Annotated in this window: 12 protein-coding genes and 1 pseudogene; 6 read left to right on the plus strand and 7 right to left on the minus strand. The window is 65.1% G+C overall.

Going from position 1 to position 18,477, the window contains the following annotated elements:
• Positions 1 to 1,590, plus strand: a complete 1,590-nt coding sequence (locus tag BDD18_RS17635) for a diguanylate cyclase (protein WP_244939132.1) — start codon at positions 1 to 3, stop codon at positions 1,588 to 1,590.
• A gap of 52 nt (positions 1,591 to 1,642) precedes the next feature.
• On the opposite strand, the gene BDD18_RS17640 is transcribed toward BDD18_RS17635, so the two are convergent.
• Together BDD18_RS17640 and BDD18_RS17645 are read right to left on the minus strand one after the other, a co-directional pair.
• Positions 1,643 to 2,578 carry a MipA/OmpV family protein gene (locus BDD18_RS17640; RefSeq protein ID WP_244939133.1) on the minus strand — a complete coding sequence of 312 codons (936 nt, stop codon included), beginning with the start codon at positions 2,576 to 2,578 and terminating at the stop codon, positions 1,643 to 1,645.
• Positions 2,575 to 3,399, minus strand: coding sequence for an undecaprenyl-diphosphate phosphatase (locus BDD18_RS17645; RefSeq protein WP_142084767.1), 825 nt, complete (start codon positions 3,397 to 3,399; stop codon positions 2,575 to 2,577). The genes BDD18_RS17640 and BDD18_RS17645 overlap by 4 nt, the downstream gene beginning before the upstream one ends.
• Before the next feature lie 369 nt (positions 3,400 to 3,768).
• Here BDD18_RS17645 and BDD18_RS17650 point away from each other — a divergent pair.
• Both BDD18_RS17650 and BDD18_RS17655 read left to right on the plus strand, forming a co-directional pair.
• Positions 3,769 to 4,092, plus strand: a pseudogene (locus BDD18_RS17650) (LytTR family DNA-binding domain-containing protein); the annotation flags it as partial.
• 147 nt (positions 4,093 to 4,239) lie between these two features.
• A complete protein-coding gene (locus BDD18_RS17655; protein WP_142084770.1) occupies positions 4,240 to 5,508 on the plus strand; it encodes a putative Na+/H+ antiporter in 1,269 nt (422 codons plus the stop codon).
• 65 nt (positions 5,509 to 5,573) lie between these two features.
• Here BDD18_RS17655 and BDD18_RS17660 read toward each other — a convergent pair whose 3' ends face one another.
• From BDD18_RS17660 to BDD18_RS17690, 5 genes are all read right to left on the minus strand, one after another.
• Complete coding sequence (locus BDD18_RS17660) at positions 5,574 to 7,049, minus strand: efflux transporter outer membrane subunit (RefSeq protein WP_142084773.1); 1,476 nt, start codon at positions 7,047 to 7,049, stop codon at positions 5,574 to 5,576.
• Positions 7,050 to 7,057: 8 nt separating this feature from the next.
• Positions 7,058 to 10,207 carry an efflux RND transporter permease subunit gene (locus BDD18_RS17665; RefSeq protein WP_142084775.1) on the minus strand — a complete coding sequence of 1,050 codons (3,150 nt, stop codon included), beginning with the start codon at positions 10,205 to 10,207 and terminating at the stop codon, positions 7,058 to 7,060.
• An 850-nt stretch (positions 10,208 to 11,057) separates the two neighbouring features.
• Positions 11,058 to 14,165 carry an MdtB/MuxB family multidrug efflux RND transporter permease subunit gene (locus BDD18_RS17680; protein WP_142084784.1) on the minus strand — a complete coding sequence of 1,036 codons (3,108 nt, stop codon included), beginning with the start codon at positions 14,163 to 14,165 and terminating at the stop codon, positions 11,058 to 11,060.
• 66 nt (positions 14,166 to 14,231) lie between these two features.
• On the minus strand, positions 14,232 to 15,671 hold the full coding sequence (locus BDD18_RS17685) for an MdtA/MuxA family multidrug efflux RND transporter periplasmic adaptor subunit (protein WP_142084787.1): 1,440 nt from the start codon (positions 15,669 to 15,671) through the stop codon (positions 14,232 to 14,234).
• 178 nt (positions 15,672 to 15,849) lie between these two features.
• Positions 15,850 to 16,488, minus strand: a complete 639-nt coding sequence (locus tag BDD18_RS17690; RefSeq protein WP_142084789.1) for an ABC transporter ATP-binding protein — start codon at positions 16,486 to 16,488, stop codon at positions 15,850 to 15,852.
• Positions 16,489 to 16,596: 108 nt separating this feature from the next.
• Here BDD18_RS17690 and BDD18_RS17695 point away from each other — a divergent pair, with 108 nt between their 5' ends.
• From BDD18_RS17695 to BDD18_RS22165, 3 genes are all read left to right on the plus strand, one after another.
• Complete coding sequence (locus BDD18_RS17695; RefSeq protein ID WP_142084792.1) at positions 16,597 to 16,965, plus strand: hypothetical protein; 369 nt, start codon at positions 16,597 to 16,599, stop codon at positions 16,963 to 16,965.
• 141 nt (positions 16,966 to 17,106) lie between these two features.
• Positions 17,107 to 18,075 (plus strand): MBL fold metallo-hydrolase, encoded by a 969-nt coding sequence (locus BDD18_RS17700; protein WP_142084794.1) that lies wholly within the window; start codon positions 17,107 to 17,109, stop codon positions 18,073 to 18,075.
• A 167-nt stretch (positions 18,076 to 18,242) separates the two neighbouring features.
• Positions 18,243 to 18,413, plus strand: coding sequence for a hypothetical protein (locus tag BDD18_RS22165; RefSeq protein WP_167336958.1), 171 nt, complete (start codon positions 18,243 to 18,245; stop codon positions 18,411 to 18,413).
• Positions 18,414 to 18,477: the final 64 nt, after the last annotated feature.

Genomic DNA, 18,477 nt, shown 5'->3' on the forward strand with positions numbered 1-18,477 from the left:
TTGACCGCCGAAGAGACGCTGGCCCGGCTGGACGAGTTTCAAAAGCCCACCAAAGATGCCACGCTGGGAGTGCGCAAGGATGCCGTGTGGCTGCACATCCCCCTGACGGTGGACCCCGCATCCGACGGCAGGTGGGTGCTTGAAATCAACCACCCCGACCTCAATCGCATTGATGTGCTGCTGCTGCAAGGCGGAAAGGTGCTGCAACGCAGCGTGCTGGGCACAGAAGTGCCGCGGGCCCAGCGGCCCCTGCCCGGGCGCACGCCCGCGCAGGCGTTTCAACTGGAAGCAGGCCAGAACTACGAATTCTTGCTGCGGGTGCAGACCCGGGGCGCGATGATTTTGCCCATCACGTTCAACACGCCCACCGGCATTCTGGGCCGGGCCGTGAACGAGCAAATGCTGCAAGGCGTGTTGACCGGCCTGGCGCTGTGCCTCATCTTCTACAGCATGGCGCAGTGGTACAGCCTGCGCGAGCCGCTGTTCATCCAGTACGCGCTGCTCACCAGCGGCAGCCTGCTGTATTCCTTGCACTTTTTTGGCGTGGGCCAGCAGTATCTGTGGGGCCACAGCCCCTGGTTGACGAGCCATGCCGTGGGGCTGGCATCGCTCATGGCCATCACGGGCAGCTTCCTGTTCATGAGCCAGGCGCTGGAGGGGCACAACCCGCAAAGCCGCTTCTTGCGCCGCATGCGGCTGGGCGCCTTGTTCACCGTGGGACTGGGGGTGGCGTTTGCCCTTGACCTGATCTCGCTGAAGGGGTTAGCCGCCATCGTCAGCATCATGGGCCCGCTGCCCGCCCTGCTCTGCCTGCCGGGCGCCTGGCGGCGCGCACGCGCGGGCGACAGCATTGGCACCACCTTGCTGATCGCGTGGTTTGTGTATGGGCTGGGTTCCGCCGCCATCATCGGCGTGATCAATGGGGCGCTGCCCGTCAATTTCTGGACGCTGCATTCGTTCCAGATCTCTGCCACCCTCGACATGCTGCTGTTCATGCGCGTGCTGGGCTTGCGCACCAAAGAGCTGCACACCAAGGTGCAACACGCCAACCAGCAGCTCGATGCCATGCACTCGCTGGCCCACACCGACCCGTTGACCGGCCTGCCCAACCGCCGCGGCATGCAGATCGAACTGTCGTCAGCCCTCGCGCGCGCCACACATGAAAATCTGCTGGCGGTCTACGTGATGGATCTGGACGGCTTCAAGCCCGTGAACGACCAGCACGGGCACGACGTGGGCGACGAGCTGCTGGTGGCCGTGGCCCGCCGCCTGCAGGGCCACCTGCGCCAGTCCGACGTGATTGCCCGCCTGGGTGGCGACGAGTTTGTGGTGATGACGGGCGAATTGCACAGCACGGCGCAAGCCCATGAACTGGGCCTCAAGTTGCTCGGAGCGTTTTCATCGCCCTTCGCGCTGGGCGGCATCCAGGTCCAGGTGGGCCTGACCATCGGTTACGCCATCGCGCCCATCGACAGCCAGGACGGTGCCGGCCTCATCAAGCTGGCCGATGCGGCGATGTACAGCGGCAAACAAAGCGGCAAGTTCTGTGTGCGCCGCAATACGGGCGACCTGGCCCTGTCATCAGCCTAGCCATTCTCTGCGCGAATCAAGCGGCCAGGGTGTCCGGCCATGCCCGCACACCTCAACGGCAGCAGCGGTATGCCAGCCCCACCGAGGCCGAATACCCCAGGGGTTTCACCGTGAGCGGGCTGCGCCGCGCATCGCCCTGCAACTGCGACACGCTCACCCCGCCCACCGCCACCCAATGGCGGCTCAGGGCCACCATCACATCCACACCAGCATCCACCGAGTAAAGCCCGGCTTTCGGGTCGAACGCAGGCAGCGGGCTGGCCGAACCTGCGGGCACGCCGAAATGGCTGCGCAGGTACTGCCGGTCGGCAAAGCCTGCCCCCAGACCAAACGACACCCGCGTTTGCTGTGAATAGGGAAAGCTGTAGCCCAGGTTGAGCGACATCAGGGCGCCACCGTCACGCCCCAGAATGTCTTGCGAAACCCCGGCGCCCACCGACCAGCGTGGGGTCAGGGCATAGCCGGTGCTGAGCCGCGCCCGCAAGGTGGAGCGCACTTCGGGCAAGCCCCGGCGGCGTGGAGAGTCCGAGCCGTCATCGCCCTGGTCTATGCGCAATGAAGCGCGCAGGGAAAACCGTTCGCTCTGCGCCAGCATCGCACTGGCGCCTGACTCTGATTGCGCGGTCAGCCCGTGTCCCATCAAGGCATTGCCGCGCGAGGAGCTGAGGCGAAAGCGCCCGTACTCGAGCGCCCAGGCAGGCCGCAGGCCGTAAGAGCGCTCGGCACCGCCCGCGTAGTCGGGGCTTGAGCTGACGATGGCGCCGAGCACGTAGTTGACACGGGGTTTGGGGGCTGAGGCCGCCGCCTCTGTGACCACAGCCCCCGACTCGTCAAGAGCGCCAGGCGCCGGTGTGGACGCTGCTTCCAGCCCTTGGGCCGCAGAGGTTGAGGAAGTCGCCTGACTGCCGACATCCTCGGCCAAAGCTGAGCCTGTGGCGCTGCAAACCAAGGCGGCTGTCACCGCCACCCCATCTCGCAGCATGTTCATTCGGCCCATTGCACCCACCCCAACCACGCCGTTGCCAGCACCACCACACCAAACACGATGCGGTAATAGGCAAACACCACAAAACTGTGCGTACTGATGTAGCGCAGCAGCCAGCGTACACACAGCCAGGCGCTGATGAACGAGAACACCAGCCCGGTGAGGAACATCGGCGCATCGGCCAAGGAGAGCAGCGCTCGCTCTTTGTAGAGGCTGTACACCCCCGCACCAATCAGCGTGGGAATCGCCAGGAAGAAGGAGAAGTCGGTGGCCGCCTTGCGCGACAACCCCAGCAGCATGCCCCCGATGATGGTGGCACCACTGCGGCTGGTGCCCGGCACCATGGCCAGGCACTGCACCAAGCCGACCTTGAGTGCATCCAGCGGGCCCATGTCGTCCACCGATTCAATGCGCGTGGCCACAGGCGCGCGGCGCTCTGCCCACAGGATGATGAAACCGCCGACGATGAACGTGGTGGCCACCACCACCGGCGTGAACAAGTGCGCCTTGATGGCCTTGCCAAACAGCAGGCCCAGCAACACGGCGGGCACAAAACCGATGAACACATTCAGCCCAAAACGCTGGGCCTGCCGTTCAGTGGGCAGGGCCACCAGCGTGGCGCGAATCTTTTGCCAATACACCAGGATGACGGCAAAGATGGCACCGGTCTGGATGGCAATATCGAACACCTTGGCCTTGGCATCGTCAAAACCCAGCAGCGACCCCGCCAGAATCAAATGGCCGGTGGACGAGATGGGAAGAAACTCGGTCAATCCCTCCACCACGCCCATGATGGCGGCCTTGACCAGCAAAACGATATCCACGCGCAATTCCTTCAGGCCCCACGGGCCAGCTAAAGCGCAAATTATCGTCGCGCCGCATCTTGGTTTGGCACAGTCTCTACTCGCAGGCGATGCAGCACCTGCGCACCTCGCCCAAAGCGGACTGCACCTCGCGGTAAGCCGCCTGCATTTCGCGCCACCACCGTGCAGTTCGTCGCAAACCGGTGGTGGCGGCGGGGGGACAGCGGCACAGTCACGTCCATCCCAGCCATGCCGCACAGATGAACGCCATGACCACCGCCCTGCCTGCCTTGTCGAACCTCAGCCCCGCTGTTGCCATCCACCTCACCGCCGCCGTGCTGGCCACCGCCCTGGGCTCGGTGGGCACGTCGCAGCCAGGCACAGCCCCCACGCCTCACCGTCATCCAGGCCAGCCACGGCAACCAGATCCACATGGTGCCCGTGGGCGACGTGCTGTACTTTGAGGCCGCAGACAAATACGTCCGCGTGCTCACGGCAAGTGCCGAATACCTCATCCGTACCCCGCTCAAAGAGCTGGCAGACCAGCTGGACCCGCAGGAATTCTGGCAAGTACACCGCAGCACCCTGGTGCGCGCCAGCGCCATCGCCACCGTGGTGCGCGACGAATTGGGCAAGCTACACCTGAACCTGCACGGGCGCCCCGAGCGCCTGGCCGTGAGCCGCCTTTACGCACACCTGTTCAAGGCGATGTAGCGGTGCCGGGCACCACGGGCGCCCTTCTCCTACGCAGCTGCGCAAGTCCTGGCGGTTAAAATGCGCGCCGGGTGTCTGCGCAAATCGGCGCAACAGGTACAGCGATGGTCGGGCCGCCACGCGGCTTTTCTACGACCGCTGGCCTGCATGAACACACCCCTCATCCAATGGATTGCCGCTGCCCTTTTTGGCGTGGCGCTGCTGCACACCTTTTCCGTCAAATTCTTCGAGCGGCTCTCGCACCGCTACCCACGCCACGCCGGGCTGTTTCACCTGCTGGGCGAGGTCGAGGTGGTCTTTGGCTTCTGGGCCATGGTGCTCATCGTGGCCATGGCGCTGGCCGTGGGCGGCCCGCAGGCCCTGCAATACGCTGAATCGCGCAACTACACCGAGCCTCTGTTCGTCTTCGTGGTCATGGTCATTGCCGCATCGCGCCCAGTGCTGCGCACGGTGGTGGCCATCGTCCACACCCTTGCCAAGCTGGCGCCCGTACCCACCCCGCTGGCAACTGCCTGGCTGGGGCTGGCGGCTGTGCCGCTGCTCGGCTCGCTCATCACCGAACCCGCCGCCATGACCATTGCCGCTCTCATGCTGGCCCCGCAAATCTTCCGTGCAGGTGTGCCAGAGCGGCTCAAGTACCTGGCGCTGGGCGTGCTGTTCGTCAATGTGTCCATCGGCGGCACGCTCACCTCGTATGCCGCGCCCCCTGTGCTGATGGTGGCCGCCACCTGGGGCTGGGACAGCGCCTTCATGCTCACCACCTTTGGCTGGAAGGCCGCGCTGGCCGTGCTGGTAAACGCCACGGCATGTGCGCTGGCCCTGCGCCGCCACCTGCCCAGCGCCGAAGCCCTGCAGGCAGGGCAAGAAGCGGCTGACCAGCGCCCTGTGCCCGCCGCCGTGGCCGCAACGCACATTGCGCTGCTGGCGGGCGTGGTGCTGTTCGCGCACCACCCGGTGGTGTTTTTGGGCATCTTTTTGATGTTCCTGGGCTACACGCAGGCCTATGCACGCCACCAGAGCCCGCTCATCCTCAAAGAGGCACTGCTGGTGGGCTTCTTCCTGGCGGGGCTGGTGGTGCTGGGCGGCATGCAGCAATGGTGGCTGCAACCCATCGTCGCGGGGCTGGAGCCCCTGGCCCTGTTCGCAGGCGCCCTGGGCCTCACCGCCATCACGGACAACGCCGCACTCACCTACCTGGGCTCGCTCATTGAAGGCATCTCACCCGCCGCCCAATACGCGCTGGTGGCTGGGGCTGTGGCAGGCGGCGGCCTCACCGTGATTGCCAACGCGCCCAACCCTGCGGGTGTGGCGCTGCTGAAGAACGGCTTTGCCGACCAGACGATTGGGGCCGGCGGGCTGCTGCTGGGAGCGCTGGGGCCTACGGCCATGGCGGCGGCGGCGTTTTTGGTGTTGTGAAGGGGGCCGGTGGCTGACAGCGCTTGCCCTGCAGACTCAGCAGTCTGCAGCGCAAGCCCCCCGTGTCACCCGCCCTCCACCTCCCACCGCCCCGCCACGTTCTTCAGCAGCGTATTCACCGCCGCCAGCCTACGGCTGCGCACATCGATCAGGCTGCGCTGGGCTGACAGCACCGTGGCCTGCGCGGTGATGACATTGAGATACCCCACCGTGCCCGCGCGGTACTGGTTGCTCACCACCTCCAGCGCACGCTGGGCGGCGGCCAGGGCTTCGGTTTGCAGTTGCTGCTCTTGCGCCAGGGCGGTGGCGGCGGTCAGGTTGTCTTCCACCTCTTGCAGGGCCGTGAGCACCGTTTGGCGGTAGGTGGCGGCGGCTTGTTCGTTGGCGGCGCGGGCCGATTCCACCGCAGCCGTGCGGGCACCGCCATCGAACAGCGACAGCGCCAGTTGCGGCCCCAGCGACCAGAACAGGTTGGGGGCATTGAACAGGTTGGACAGCTCCGAGCCCCGGTACCCCGCCGTGCCCGACAGCGTGAGCGCTGGGAAAAATGCGGCCTGGGCCACGCCGATTTGCGCGTTGGCGGCGGCCACCCGGCGCTCGGCAGCGGCAATATCGGGGCGGCGCTCCAGCAGTTGCGATGGCAGCTGGGCGGGCACCACCGGGGGCTGGGGCAGCGTGCCCGTGGCGGGCAGGCTGAAGCTGGCGGGGGCCTGGCCCAGCAGCGCAGCCAGGGCGTTTTCCAGCTGGGTGCGGGTGGTTTCTGCCTCCAGCAATTGCACCTGGGTGGACTTGTATTGCGATTCGGCCTGCGCCACATCGGCCACCGAGGCCACGCCCGCTTGCTGGCGGTTGCGCGTCAGCTCCCAGCTGCGCTCGTAGGCCTGCAGCGTCTCGCGCAGAATTTGCGCGTTGGCCTCTGCCGCACGCAGCGAAAAAAAGGTTTGCGCCACGCTGGCCTGCACCGACAGGCGGGCAGCGGCCAGGTCGTCCGCACTGGCCTGGGCGGTGGCCTGGGCAGCATCCACTGTGCCAGCAAGGCGGCCCCACAGATCCAGCTCCCAGCTCGCGTTCAGGCCCAGCGAATAACTGCTGCTGGTGCGCGTATTGCTGCTGCCGTCTGCCGCCTGGCTGCCGCTGCGTGCGCGCGAAGCGCTGGCTGTGGTGCCCAGCGTGGGTCCCAGGCTGGCGCGGCTGCTGGCCACGACTGCCTGGGCCGCGCGCAGGCGGGCCAGAGACAACGCGATGTTCTGGTTGCCGCTGGCGGCCTGCTCTTGCAGGGCGTTGAGCGTGGCATCGCCGTACAGCGTCCACCACGCGGCGGGGGCTTCAGCGGCGATTTGGCCCGCCTGCGCAGGCTGCCAAACACCCCCCGCCGTGGCGGCCAAGGCTTGCTTGTAATGGGCGGGCACGGGCTGTGCGGGGCGTTCGTACACCGGCGGGGTGCTGCATGCCACCAACCCGGCAGCTACCAGCAAGGCGGGCAGCAGGCGCAGAGTGGCAGGCCGACAAGAACGGATCGTCAACGCAAGGGATAGTGGCATGGCAGACATCAGTCGTTTCCTTCGAGCGCTGGGGCCACGGGGCCATGAGCGGCCTGGGGCGCACGCCCCCGCTGGCGGCGCAAAGCGCGCAGCACACGCTGGCGCAAGCGGTCCAGCGCGACATAAACCACGGGCGTGGTGTAGAGCGTGAGCAGCTGGCTCACCAGCAACCCACCCACCACGGCAATGCCCAGGGGTTGGCGCAGCTCGGCCCCGTCCGCACGGTTCAGCGCCAGAGGCAGCGCACCAAAAATGGCGGCCATGGTGGTCATGAGGATGGGGCGCAAGCGAAGGCTGCAGGCGCGGTAGATGGATTGGGCCGCCGTGGCGTAGCCATCGCGCTGCCGCGCCAGGGCGAAGTCGATCATCATGATCGCGTTCTTTTTGACGATGCCGATCAGCAGGATGACGCCGATGAGCGCGATCAGCGAGAACTCAGTTTTGAACCACATCAGCGCCAGCAGCGCCCCCACCCCGGCCGAAGGCAGTGTGGAGAGGATGGTGATGGGGTGCACCAGGTTTTCATACAAGATGCCCAGCACCAGGTAGATGGTGATGATGGCCGCCAGGATGAGCAGCGGCTGCCCCGCCAGAGCCGACTGGAATGCCCCCGCCGTGCCGCTGAAGCTGCCGCGAATGCCCACGGGCACGCCCAGTTCGGCCACGGCGTTGTTCACGGCATCGGCCGCCTGCGACAGCGACACGCCCGGCGCCAGGCTGAAGCTGATGGTGCTGGCGGGTGTGCCGCGCTCGTGGTTGACGGACAGCGGCGTGTTGGCGGTGGTGATGCGCGCAAACGCGGTGAGCGGCACCTGCTGGCCCACGTTGTTCACAAAGAAAAAGCCGCGCAGCGTCTCGGGGCTTTGCAGGTATTGCGGCGCGGCTTCCATCACCACGCGGTACTGGTTGAGGGGGTTGTAGATGACGCCCACCTGGCGCTGCCCAAAGGCGTCATTCAGCGTGGCGTCGATCTGCGCCATGGTGAGGCCCAGGCGGGTGGCGGCGTCGCGGTCAATCACCAGCGTGGTCTGCAAGCCGTAGTCGGCCACGTCGCTGTTCACGTCTTCCAGCTCGGGCAGTTGCGAAAGCGCCTGGCGGATGCGCGGCTCCCAGGTGCGCAGCTCGGCAATATCGTCGGCCTGCAGCGTGAAGTCGAAAGACGCGCCACTTTGCCGCCCACCAATGCGGATGTCACGCTGCGGCGACATGAACAGGCGCGCGCCCGGCTCGTTCTTGAGTTGCTCGCGCAGCCGTGCGATGACCGCCTCAGACGACTCCTGCCCCGGCCCGCGCTTGAGCGTCATGAACATCGCCGCCGCATTGCGTTGCCAGCCGCCGGTGGTGCCGGTGACATATTCCACCGCCGGGTCGGCCTGCACGATGGCCAAAAAGCGCTGCAGACGCTGCTCCATGGCCTGGTACGAGGTGGCCTGGTCGGCCCGGATGAAGCCGGAGATGCGGCCCGTGTCCTGCTCGGGCATGAAGCCCTTGTCGATGGCGGTATAGAGGTACACATTGAGCCCCACCACACCGGCCAGCACCAGCAACACCACGGGCTGGTGGCGCAGGCACCAGGCCAGGCTGTGGCGGTAAGCCCGCAAACCACGGGTCTGCCAGCCATCCACCCACCGCGAAAACCGCGCCCACCAGAGCGTGCGCGGCGCCGCCTGCGCAGGCGCAGGGTGCTTGAGCAAGGCCGCGCACATCATGGGTGTGGTGGTGAGCGAGACCACCAGCGACACCAGAATGGCCGCCGACATGACGATGGCAAATTCGCGAAAGAACCGGCCCACGATGCCGCCCATGAACAAAATGGGCACGAACACGGCGATGAGCGAGATGCTCATGGAGACGACGGTGAAGCCGATCTCGCGTGCGCCATCCAATGACGCCTGCAGCGCCGACTTGCCCCGCTCCATGTGGCGCATGATGTTTTCGAGCACCACGATGGCATCGTCCACCACAAAGCCGGTGGCAATGGTCAGCGCCATGAGCGAGAGGTTGTCGAGCGTGTAGCCCGCCAGGTACATCACCCCAAAGGTGCCCGCCAGCGACACCGGAACCGCCACCGCCGGGATGAGCGTGGCGCGCCCGTTGCGCAGGAACAGAAACACCACCAGGATCACCAGCGCCACAGCGATGACGAGCGCGTTCTCCACCTCTTTGACCGAAGCGCGCAGCGTGGGTGTGCGGTCTGACACGATTTCAATGTCGATGGCCGCCGGGATGGACGCCTGCAATTGCGGCAGCAGGGAACGCACCCGGTCCACGGCTTCGAGGATGTTGGCCCCCGGCTGCTTGAACACCTGTAGCAAGATGGCAGGCTTGCCGTTGGCCACACCAAAGTTGCGCACATCCTGCACCGAGTCGGTGACCTCAGCCACGTCTGAGAGGCGAATGGCGTTGCCGTCCTTCCAGCGCAGCACCAGCGGCGCGTAGTCGGCTGCCACGCGGGCCTGGTCGTTGGCCGCAATTTGCCAGTAGTGGTCTTCACGCTCTACCGCGCCCAGCGGGCGGTTGGCGTTGGTCGTGCTGATGGCGCTGCGCACCTGCTCCAGCGACACGCCATTGGCCGCCAGCCGCACCGGGTCGAGCGACACGCGCACCGCAGGCAGCGCCCCGCCGCTGACGGAGGCCTGCCCCACCCCTTCGACCTGCGAGAGCTTTTGCGCCAGCACGGTGGAAGCCGCGTCGTACATCTGCCCCCGCGTGAGCGAGCTGGACGTGAGCGCCAGGATCATGATGGGCGAATCCGCCGGGTTGACCTTGCGGTAGGTCGGGTTGCTGGGCATGCCTGTAGGCAACAGCGAACGCGCCGCATTGATGGCCGCCTGCACATCGCGCGCGGCGCTGTCCACGTCGCGGCTCAGATCAAACTGCAGGGTGATGCTGGTGCTGCCCAGGATGGAGCGCGAGGTGATTTCGTTGACCCCGGCAATGGAGCCCAGCGCCCGTTCCAGCGGGGTGGCGACGGTGGCGGCCACAGTGTCGGGGCTGGCGCCAGGCAGGCTGGCGCTGACGGAGATGGTGGGGTAATCGACCTGCGGCAGTGGGGCGACAGGCAGGAGGAAGTACGACACCGCGCCCACCAGGGCCAGGCCCAGGGTGAGGAGCATGGTGGCGATGGGGCGGTGGATGAAGGGGGTGGAGAGGCTCATGGAACAGGCCTCTGGGTTTTGATGTGTTTTATAGCTCTAGCGCTTACTAGATAAGCGCTTGCAGCTACTAATTTGATAGTGTCTTGATTTGTCGCCATTCTTTTGGCTGCATGCCTTTGCCAAGGGCGGGAGCCGGGTGTTCGCCCCGGCGGGCGAGGCACTTTTCTTTGCTTCGCCAAAGAAAAGTACCCAAAAGAAAGGCGACCCCCAGTCTGCGACCCCTTCGCGGTGCGAAGGGGCAAACCTGCGCCGGGGCGGTTGCGGGGTGCGCCGTGGAACTCGCTTTGCTGCTGCGCAGCGCCGCTCGGACAGCCACGGCGAGTCAGATCACGAAGCATGGGCGCACGGGCGCCCATGCCACCCCACAACCGCCCCGCCGCAGGCGCAGCCAGCAGGGGGTGAACAGCCAAACAGCCATTCGGGTCGTCGCTGCGCTCGACCCCAAAAAGGCTACGCCCTGCGCAAGGCGCTTGCGCCCACAACAAAGGGCCGAGCGAAGCAATGGCCCGAGGGGCGGTTTGGCTGTTTGGCTCCCCCATCCCCTCTGTATGCGCCGAGGAGCGCAGCGGCCAGCGGATCAGGGCTCGCGATTGTCTGAGCGAAGCGCAGCGCAGCGAGTTCGAGCGAGACCCCGCTGGACGCGAGCACCGCAGGTTGCCCGAAGCGAAGCGCAGGGACGCAGACAGTGGGGTCGCCTTTCTTTTGGGTACTTTTCTTTGGCGAAGCAAAGAAAAGTACCTCGCCCGCCGGGGCGAAATCCCGGCTCCCGCCCATTGCAGAGGCATGAAGCCAAAACGGCCTCCAGCGCTCACCAACAAAGCGCAACCAGCTACCAAAACAGGAGCACCCATCACACAGCCCCCCTGCGCGCCCGCCACCTCTCAGCCCACCCCTCAAACGTCAAATAAATCACCGGCGTCGTAAACAACGTGAGCAACTGGCTCACGATCAGCCCCCCCACCATCGTCACCCCCAGCGGATGCCGCAACTCACTGCCCACCCCCCCACCCAACATCAATGGCAACGCACCGAGCAAAGCCGCCAGCGTCGTCATCAAAATCGGCCGAAACCGCAGCAAACAGGCTTGGTAAATCGCTTCCCGCGCAGGCAACCCCTGGTCGCGCTGAGCCTCCAACGCAAAGTCGATCATCATGATGGCGTTCTTCTTGACGATGCCGATCAAGAGCACGATGCCGATCACCGCCACGATGTCCACGTCCAGCCCCGCCATCCACAACGCCAGCAGCGCCCCCACACCCGCCGAGGGCAAGGTCGAGAGGATGGTGACCGGATGGATCGTGCTCTCGTACAGCACCCCCAGCACGATGTACATGGTGACCACCGCCGCCAAAATGAGCAGCAACGTGTTCGACAGCGAGGCCTGAAACGCCAGCGCCGCGCCCTGGAAGTTCGTGTCTACCGACAACGGCAGCAAGCCCGCCGCACGCGCCGCCGCCTGCTCGGCCTGGATGGCCTTGACGGCATCGCCCAGCGACACGCCCGGTGCGGTGTTGAACGAGATGGTGGCGCCAGGCAACTGGCCCACGTGGTTCACAGCCAGGGGCATCGGGCGCTCTTCAATGCGCGCCACCGATGACAAAGCCACCGGCTTGCCAGCGCTCGAAGTGACGTAGATGCTGTTCAAAGCCTCCGGCCCCAGCTTGAACTGGGGCGCCACCTCCAGCACCACGCGGTACTGGTTGGACTGGGTGAAGATGGTGGAGATGAGCCGCTGGCCAAAAGCGTTGTACAGCGCGGTGTCGATGCCTGCCACCGTCACGCCCAGGCGGCTGGCCTGGGCGCGGTCAATCTGCACAAAGGCCTGCAGGCCCTGGTTTTGCAGGTCGCTGGCCACATCGGCCAGTTGCGGCAGGGCGCGCATGCGCTGCACCAGGTCGGCCGTGCTGGTCTGCAGCTGCGCCATGTCGGGCGACGAAAGCAGCAACTGGTATTGCGTGCGCGCCACACGGTCTTCAATGGTGAGGTCTTGCACCGGCTGGGCATAGAGGCGAATGCCCACGATGTCCCGCGTCTCATCGGCCAGGCGGCGCAGCACCACGGGGGCGCGGTCGCGCTCGGCATGGGGCTTGAGGTCAATGAGCAGGCGGCCGGTGTTGAGCGTGGTGTTGGCCCCGTCCACCCCGATGAAGGAAGACACGCTTTTTACCGCCGGGTCTTGCAGGATGCGCTCGGCCAGTTGCTGCTGGCGCTCGGCCATGGCGGCGAACGAGATGGACTGGTCGGCCTCGGTGGTGGCCTGCAGCGTGCCGGTGTCTTGCACTGGAAAGAACCCCTTGGGCACCACCAGATAGAGCACCACCGTCAGCACCAGCGTGGCGCCAAACACCAGCCAGGTCAGGCCCTGGCGGTTCAGCACCCAGTGCAGCGCTCTGCCATAGTGGTCAATGGTGCGGTCAAAAAACCGGCCCGTGGCCTGGTACAGGCGGCCGTGGCTTTCTTCGGGTGTGTGGCGCAGCAGGCGGGCGCACAGCATGGGCGTGAGCGTGAGCGACACCACCGCCGACAGCAAAATGGCCACCGCCATGGTGATGGCAAATTCATGGAACAGGCGCCCCACCACATCGCCCATGAACAGCAGCGGAATCAGCACCGCAATGAGCGAGATGGTGAGCGAGATGATGGTGAAGCCGATCTGCTTGGCCCCCTTGAGCGCCGCCTGCATCGGTGGCTCGCCCTCTTCCACGTAGCGGGCGATGTTCTCGATCATCACGATGGCGTCGTCCACCACAAAGCCGGTGGAAATGGTCAGCGCCATCAGCGTGAGGTTGTTGATGGAAAAACCCGCCAGGTACATCACGCCAAACGTGCCCACCAGCGACAGCGGCACCGCAAAGCTGGGGATGAGCGTGGCCGAGGCGCTGCGCAAGAACACAAAAATCACCGCCACCACCAAGCCAATGGCCAGGGCCAGCTCGGTCTGCATATCTTTGACCGAGGCGCGGATGGTGGTGGTCCGGTCGGTGAGCACCTTCACGTCCATCGACGCGGGCAACGTGCTTTGCAATTGGGGCAGCAGGGCCTTGATGCGATCGACCGTCTCAATGACGTTGGCACCGGGCTGGCGGCGGATGTTGAGAATGACGCCCGACTTCGAGCCCGTCTCTGGCGTGCCCGCCCAGGCGGCCAGGCGGGTGTTTTCGGCGTCGTCCACGGTTTGCGCCACATCGCGCAGGCGGATGGGGTTGCCGTTTTTGAACGCGAGGATCAGGTCACGGTATTCCTGCGCGGACTGGAGCTGGTCATTGGCGTCGATGGTGGAGGCGCGCGCGGGCCCGTCAAAGCCACCCTTGGCCTGCTTGACGTTGGCCGCTGCGATGGCGCTGCGCACGTCCTCCAGCGTGAGACCCAGGTTGGCCAGCGCGGTGGGGTTGGCCTGGATGCGCACCGCCGGGCGGCGCCCGCCCGCAATGGCCACCAAGCCCACGCCGTTGACCTGCGAGAGCTTGGGCGCGAGGCGGTTTTCCACCAGATCATTGAGGCGAATGACGGGCAACGAGGGCGAGGTGATGGCCAGCGTGAGCACAGGCGCATCGGCCGGATTGACCTTGCTGTAGATGGGCGGCATGGGCAGGTCGCTGGGCAGCAGGTTGCTGCCGGCGTTGATGGCCGCCTGCACCTGCTGCTCGGCCACGTCCATCGACATATCCAGCGCAAACCGCAGCGTGATGACCGAGGCCCCGCCCGAGCTGGTAGACGACATTTGCGACAAACCCGGCATCTGGCCAAACTGGCGCTCCAGCGGGGCGGTGACGTTGGAGGTCATCACATCGGGGCTGGCGCCGGGGTACAGCGTGGTGACCTGAATGGTGGGGTAGTCCACCTCAGGCAAAGCCGAGATGGGCAGCAGCCGGTAAGCCAGCAAGCCCGCGATGAGCAGCGCCACCATCAACAGCGAGGTGGCGATGGGGCGCAGAATGAAGATGCGGGACAAATTCATGGCGGGTACGGCAACGGGGCCTGCGAGGTGCGACGCGGAAAGCGCTGGGTGGAGAAGCGCTATCGCTCAGCGCACGGGGGCAGACCCTGGCGATGCTGCCGCAGAGGCCGCCTGCGTGGAAGCCACCGCAGCAGACGCGCCAGAAGCTGGGGCGGAAGCTGCGCCTTGAGGAGCCTGCGCGCGCCGGTTGCGGAAGAACGCCCGCCGCTCTTCCTGCGTCATCTTGGCCACCTGTTCACGCTCTTGCGGGGTCAGGCTCGCCATCAAAGCTGCACGGCGGGCACCTGCGTCCTGGGCGGCAGCATCCGCGCGAGTGGCAGCGCCGCTGTCAATCACGGCCACCTTGGCGCCTTCGCGCAGGCGGTCGATGCCATCAGTCACCACCTGGTCACCATCCTGCAATTCGCCCTCCACGCTCACGCGGTCGCCGTCCACCACACCCACACGAATGCGCCGCTGGGTCACGGTGCCGTCGGGGCGCACCAGATACACGTAGTTGTTCTGCACCGCCGTGCTGGGCACCGTGAGCACGTCCTTGAGCAGGTTGACCTGCAGCTTCACGTTGACGAACTGGTTGGGAAAGAGAGCGCCTTCTTCATTGGCAAAGGCTGCCTTGGCTTTGATGGTGCCGGTGGTGGCGTCGATAGCGTTGTCCACCGCACCCAGCCGCCCGCGGGCGAGGCGCTGCTTTTGCTCACGGTCCCACAGCTCGACCGGCAAGCTGGCACCACATTGAAGGCGCTGGTTGATGGCAACCAGCTGTGCCTCGGGCACCGAAAACACGGCATCGATGGGCCGCACCTGGGTGATGGTGACGATGCCTGCGGCGTCCGATGGGCCCACCACATTGCCCACATCGGCCTGGCGCAAGCCCAGGCGCCCACTGATGGGTGCGGTGATGCGGGTGTAGCTCAGCTGCAGCTTGGCGGCATCGACCTGGGCCTGGTCGGCGGCTACCGTGCCTTCCAATTGGCGGACCAAAGCTTTTTGGGTGTCTACCTGCTGGGCTGCGATCGAATCCTTGGCGAGCAGGTCTTGGTAGCGCTGCAGATCGAGCTGGGCATTTTTGAGTTGGGCCTGGTCGCGCTGCAGGTTGCCCTGGGCCTGGGTCAGCGTGGCCTGGTAACTGCGGGGATCAATTTCAGCCAGCAATTGCCCGGCCTTGACCTCATCACCTTCCTTGAACTTGATGGACAACAGCTCACCGCTGGCCTTGGCCCGCACCACGGCCGTGGCACGCGCGCTCATGGTGCCGATGGCGCTGACCATCACGCGTAGATCCTGGCGCTGCACCACCCCCACCGACACCGGCTGGGCAGCCCCCGCCCCACTGAACCGGCCGGGGGCACGCGCGGCGCCCGCAGATGCGGCCGCGGGCGCCTGCTGCTTCCACCACCAGGCCCCGGCCGCAGCGGCCGCCAGCAACACCAATGACACGAACCACCACCGCACGCGGCCCTGTTGGCGCACGGCAGACCAGGAAGACATGAAAAGAGGAGCGGGCATGGAAAAAAGCGTGGCCAGGCGTGCCGGAGCAATGCGGTAACGGAGGCCGTATGGTAGCCACGGCTCGGCCACCAGCACTGGAGCGGCGCGGGATTTACCCAGGCTTTACCGGTCTTGTACAGACATGGGCATTCGTTACCGCACGCCGACCTGACTGGCCCTGCAACGTGGCACTCGCCTATCTGCCGACGCCAGCCAAATCCACCCTGTGTGCCCACCGCACTCCGGGCAAAGGCGCATGGTGGGCAACCACCACGACGCGCTCGGGCTCGTCCGCACAGGTGTTCAGCGCCTGGGTCAGATACGTCACCGAAGGCTTGTCCAACCCGGCGATGGGGTCATCAATCAGCGTCAGCGGCGCCCCGCTGGCCAATGCAGCAGCCATGCACACCTTGCGACGAGTGCCGGTGGACAGCGCATGAAAAGGCTTGGCCAAATGCTCTGCCAACGCAAAGCCTGCAACGTGCACCGCCAAAGCGTTCGCATCCCAGCGCGAATACTTGGCGGCTTGCGCATCCAGCCAAGCCTGGGCGGTAGTGGTGTTCAGTGCATCCGAGCGCGGGTCCATCCAAAAAACCTGGGCGCTGTAGCGCTCTGGCTCCTGCACAGCATCCACGCCACCCACTGCCACGCGCCCTTTTTGCGCCGCCAGCTCACCCGCAAGCAAACGCAGCAACGTTGTTTTGCCCGTGCTTTCATCGCCGCACAACAGGACCAATCCCGCATTACAACGAAGGCTGAAGCCCTGAAAAACGTTGCACTGGGGATAACCAAAATCCAGCGCATCGACAGACATCAAAGTGGGCTTAGGAGACATGGCGTTGCGAACAAAAAAGGTAGTGGGTGGCGGCAGACATTGTGCACGGCGACTGCTGCACAGACCGGACAATGCGCTCTGATCACAACCCTCTCACACCTACGCCCCATGACCCTGGACTACCTTGATTTTGATTACAGCGAAGACGACGAAGGCACAGGCACGTTTGATGCGATGGCCTGTGTGACGGAAGCGCAGTGGGCACGCCTGCAACATGAGATCACCCAGGTGTTGCAGTGGTGTCATGAGCAGTTTCCGGAAGGCCCCAGCCCCTTGGAAGATGGCGGCGATTGGCAGTACGACCTGCGAGGGGTGCAGGAGGTGAGCACACCCGTGGCCCTGCATTTCGACCCAGCGACCGGGGGGGTTGCGCGCCAGTTTGAAACGGCAGCACCACCAAGACTGACGGTGACCCTGACCTTGAGCGGCCACGCACAGTTTTGCGAGGCGTTGCGCGCCGAATTCGGCCTGGAGTAGCCCATCTGCGGGGCGTTTTGGGTGCGCGATGACGACCCAAAACCCCAAGCCCTTCAGGGAAAAAGCCCGCAGTATGCACGCAGCAAACTCTGGCGTTACATTGGAATACTTATTAGTTTAATCAATGACCGGAGAGTAACAATGCTGAAACGCCGTCAATTCCTGGGTGCTGGTGCAGGGCTCTGCGCCTACGCTGCTGGCTCTTTCGTTCCCGTGTGGGCCCAAAGCGCGCCCAATCTGGGTACGCCCACCTTGCCATCTCCGGGGTTTCGCCGCACCAAGATGGGTGACGTCGAAATCATCTCGGTGCTGGACGGAACTGCGCGCCGGCCGCTGGGCGAAGAATTCGTGAAGAACGCCCCGCTCGCAGAAGTGAAAGCCCTGCTCACCTCGCAAGGCCTGCCCACAGACTACATCGACGTGCCGTTCACCCCGTTCGTAGTGATTGCTGGCGGACGCAAGGTGCTGATCGACACCGGCCTGGGTGAGTTTGGCGGCCCCAACGTAGGCAAGCTGCTGGAAAACCTGCGTGCTGCAGGTGTGCCCGCCTCCGACATCGACACCGTGCTCATCAGCCACTTCCACGGCGACCACATCAACGGCCTGCGCAACAAGGCGGGCGAACTGGCCTTTGCCAAAGCCAAGGTGATGGTGCCCGCAGCCGAGTACGCGTTCTGGATGGACGACGCCAAAATGGCAGCAGCCCCCGCCGGACAAAAAGGAGCCTTTGAAAATGCCCGCCGCACCTTCAGCGCCATGGGGCCTGACATGCTGGTGCAGTTCGCAGCAGGTGCCGAGGTGGTGCCGGGCATCCGCTCGGTGGCCGCTTACGGGCACACCCCAGGGCACACTTTGTTTGAAGTGACCTCTGCAGGACAGAGCTTCTTCTACCTGGCTGACCTGACCAACGTGCCTACTCTCTTTGCACGCAACCCCGACTGGGCTGTGACTTTCGATATGGACGCAGAGGCCGCACGCAAGGTGCGTCGTGAGGTCTTTGCGCGGGTGACTTCCAGCAAATCGCTCGTGGGCGGGTTCCACTTCCCCTTCCCGGCGTTTGGCCGGATGACCGCGACAGGTAACGGCTACACATTCGAGCCAACGGTCTGACGCGGGCTGTTTGCCTTAGCAGCCCAGCGCATCCGAAGTGCGAAAGGTGGGGTCTCAAAGCGATGTCATGGCGGCGCTGCCGCTGTGACCTACACCCCATTTTTTGGCAACCACGCCAACCTATGGCCTAATAGCAGCTTTTCCACCACTTTTTCCAGAGAAGTTCCATGGGCAACAAGATCGTTACCGAAGCAGACCGCAAGCGCACACCCCGTCCACAGCCCCTGCCAGGCAACACACTGCAAACCCCCGGTCGTGGCCAGCGCGTGAGCCTGGAACGTGGCGTTGCTACCCGCAGCAAGAAGAACCCCGGCAAGCGCTCCAAGAAGGGCGGCTAAAGCCTGTGGTGACCTCAAGCAGGGTCACCCAAAAACAGAAGCCAACCAATCGGTTGGCTTTTTT

This window comes from Acidovorax temperans, assembly GCF_006716905.1.
Classification (GTDB): Bacteria; Pseudomonadota; Gammaproteobacteria; order Burkholderiales; family Burkholderiaceae_C; genus Acidovorax; species Acidovorax temperans.

Coding starts and splice junctions, on each gene's coding strand:
- BDD18_RS17680 (WP_142084784.1), bottom strand. CDS start 14,165: ATGAATTTGTCCCGCATCTTCATTCTGCGCCCCATCGCCACCTCGCTG.
- BDD18_RS17700 (WP_142084794.1), top strand. CDS start 17,107: ATGCTGAAACGCCGTCAATTCCTGGGTGCTGGTGCAGGGCTCTGCGCC.
- BDD18_RS17665 (WP_142084775.1), bottom strand. CDS start 10,207: ATGAGCCTCTCCACCCCCTTCATCCACCGCCCCATCGCCACCATGCTC.
- BDD18_RS17660 (WP_142084773.1), bottom strand. CDS start 7,049: ATGCCACTATCCCTTGCGTTGACGATCCGTTCTTGTCGGCCTGCCACT.
- BDD18_RS17640 (WP_244939133.1), bottom strand. CDS start 2,578: ATGAACATGCTGCGAGATGGGGTGGCGGTGACAGCCGCCTTGGTTTGC.
- BDD18_RS17655 (WP_142084770.1), top strand. CDS start 4,240: ATGAACACACCCCTCATCCAATGGATTGCCGCTGCCCTTTTTGGCGTG.
- BDD18_RS17695 (WP_142084792.1), top strand. CDS start 16,597: ATGACCCTGGACTACCTTGATTTTGATTACAGCGAAGACGACGAAGGC.
- BDD18_RS17685 (WP_142084787.1), bottom strand. CDS start 15,671: ATGCCCGCTCCTCTTTTCATGTCTTCCTGGTCTGCCGTGCGCCAACAG.
- BDD18_RS22165 (WP_167336958.1), top strand. CDS start 18,243: ATGGGCAACAAGATCGTTACCGAAGCAGACCGCAAGCGCACACCCCGT.
- BDD18_RS17690 (WP_142084789.1), bottom strand. CDS start 16,488: ATGTCTCCTAAGCCCACTTTGATGTCTGTCGATGCGCTGGATTTTGGT.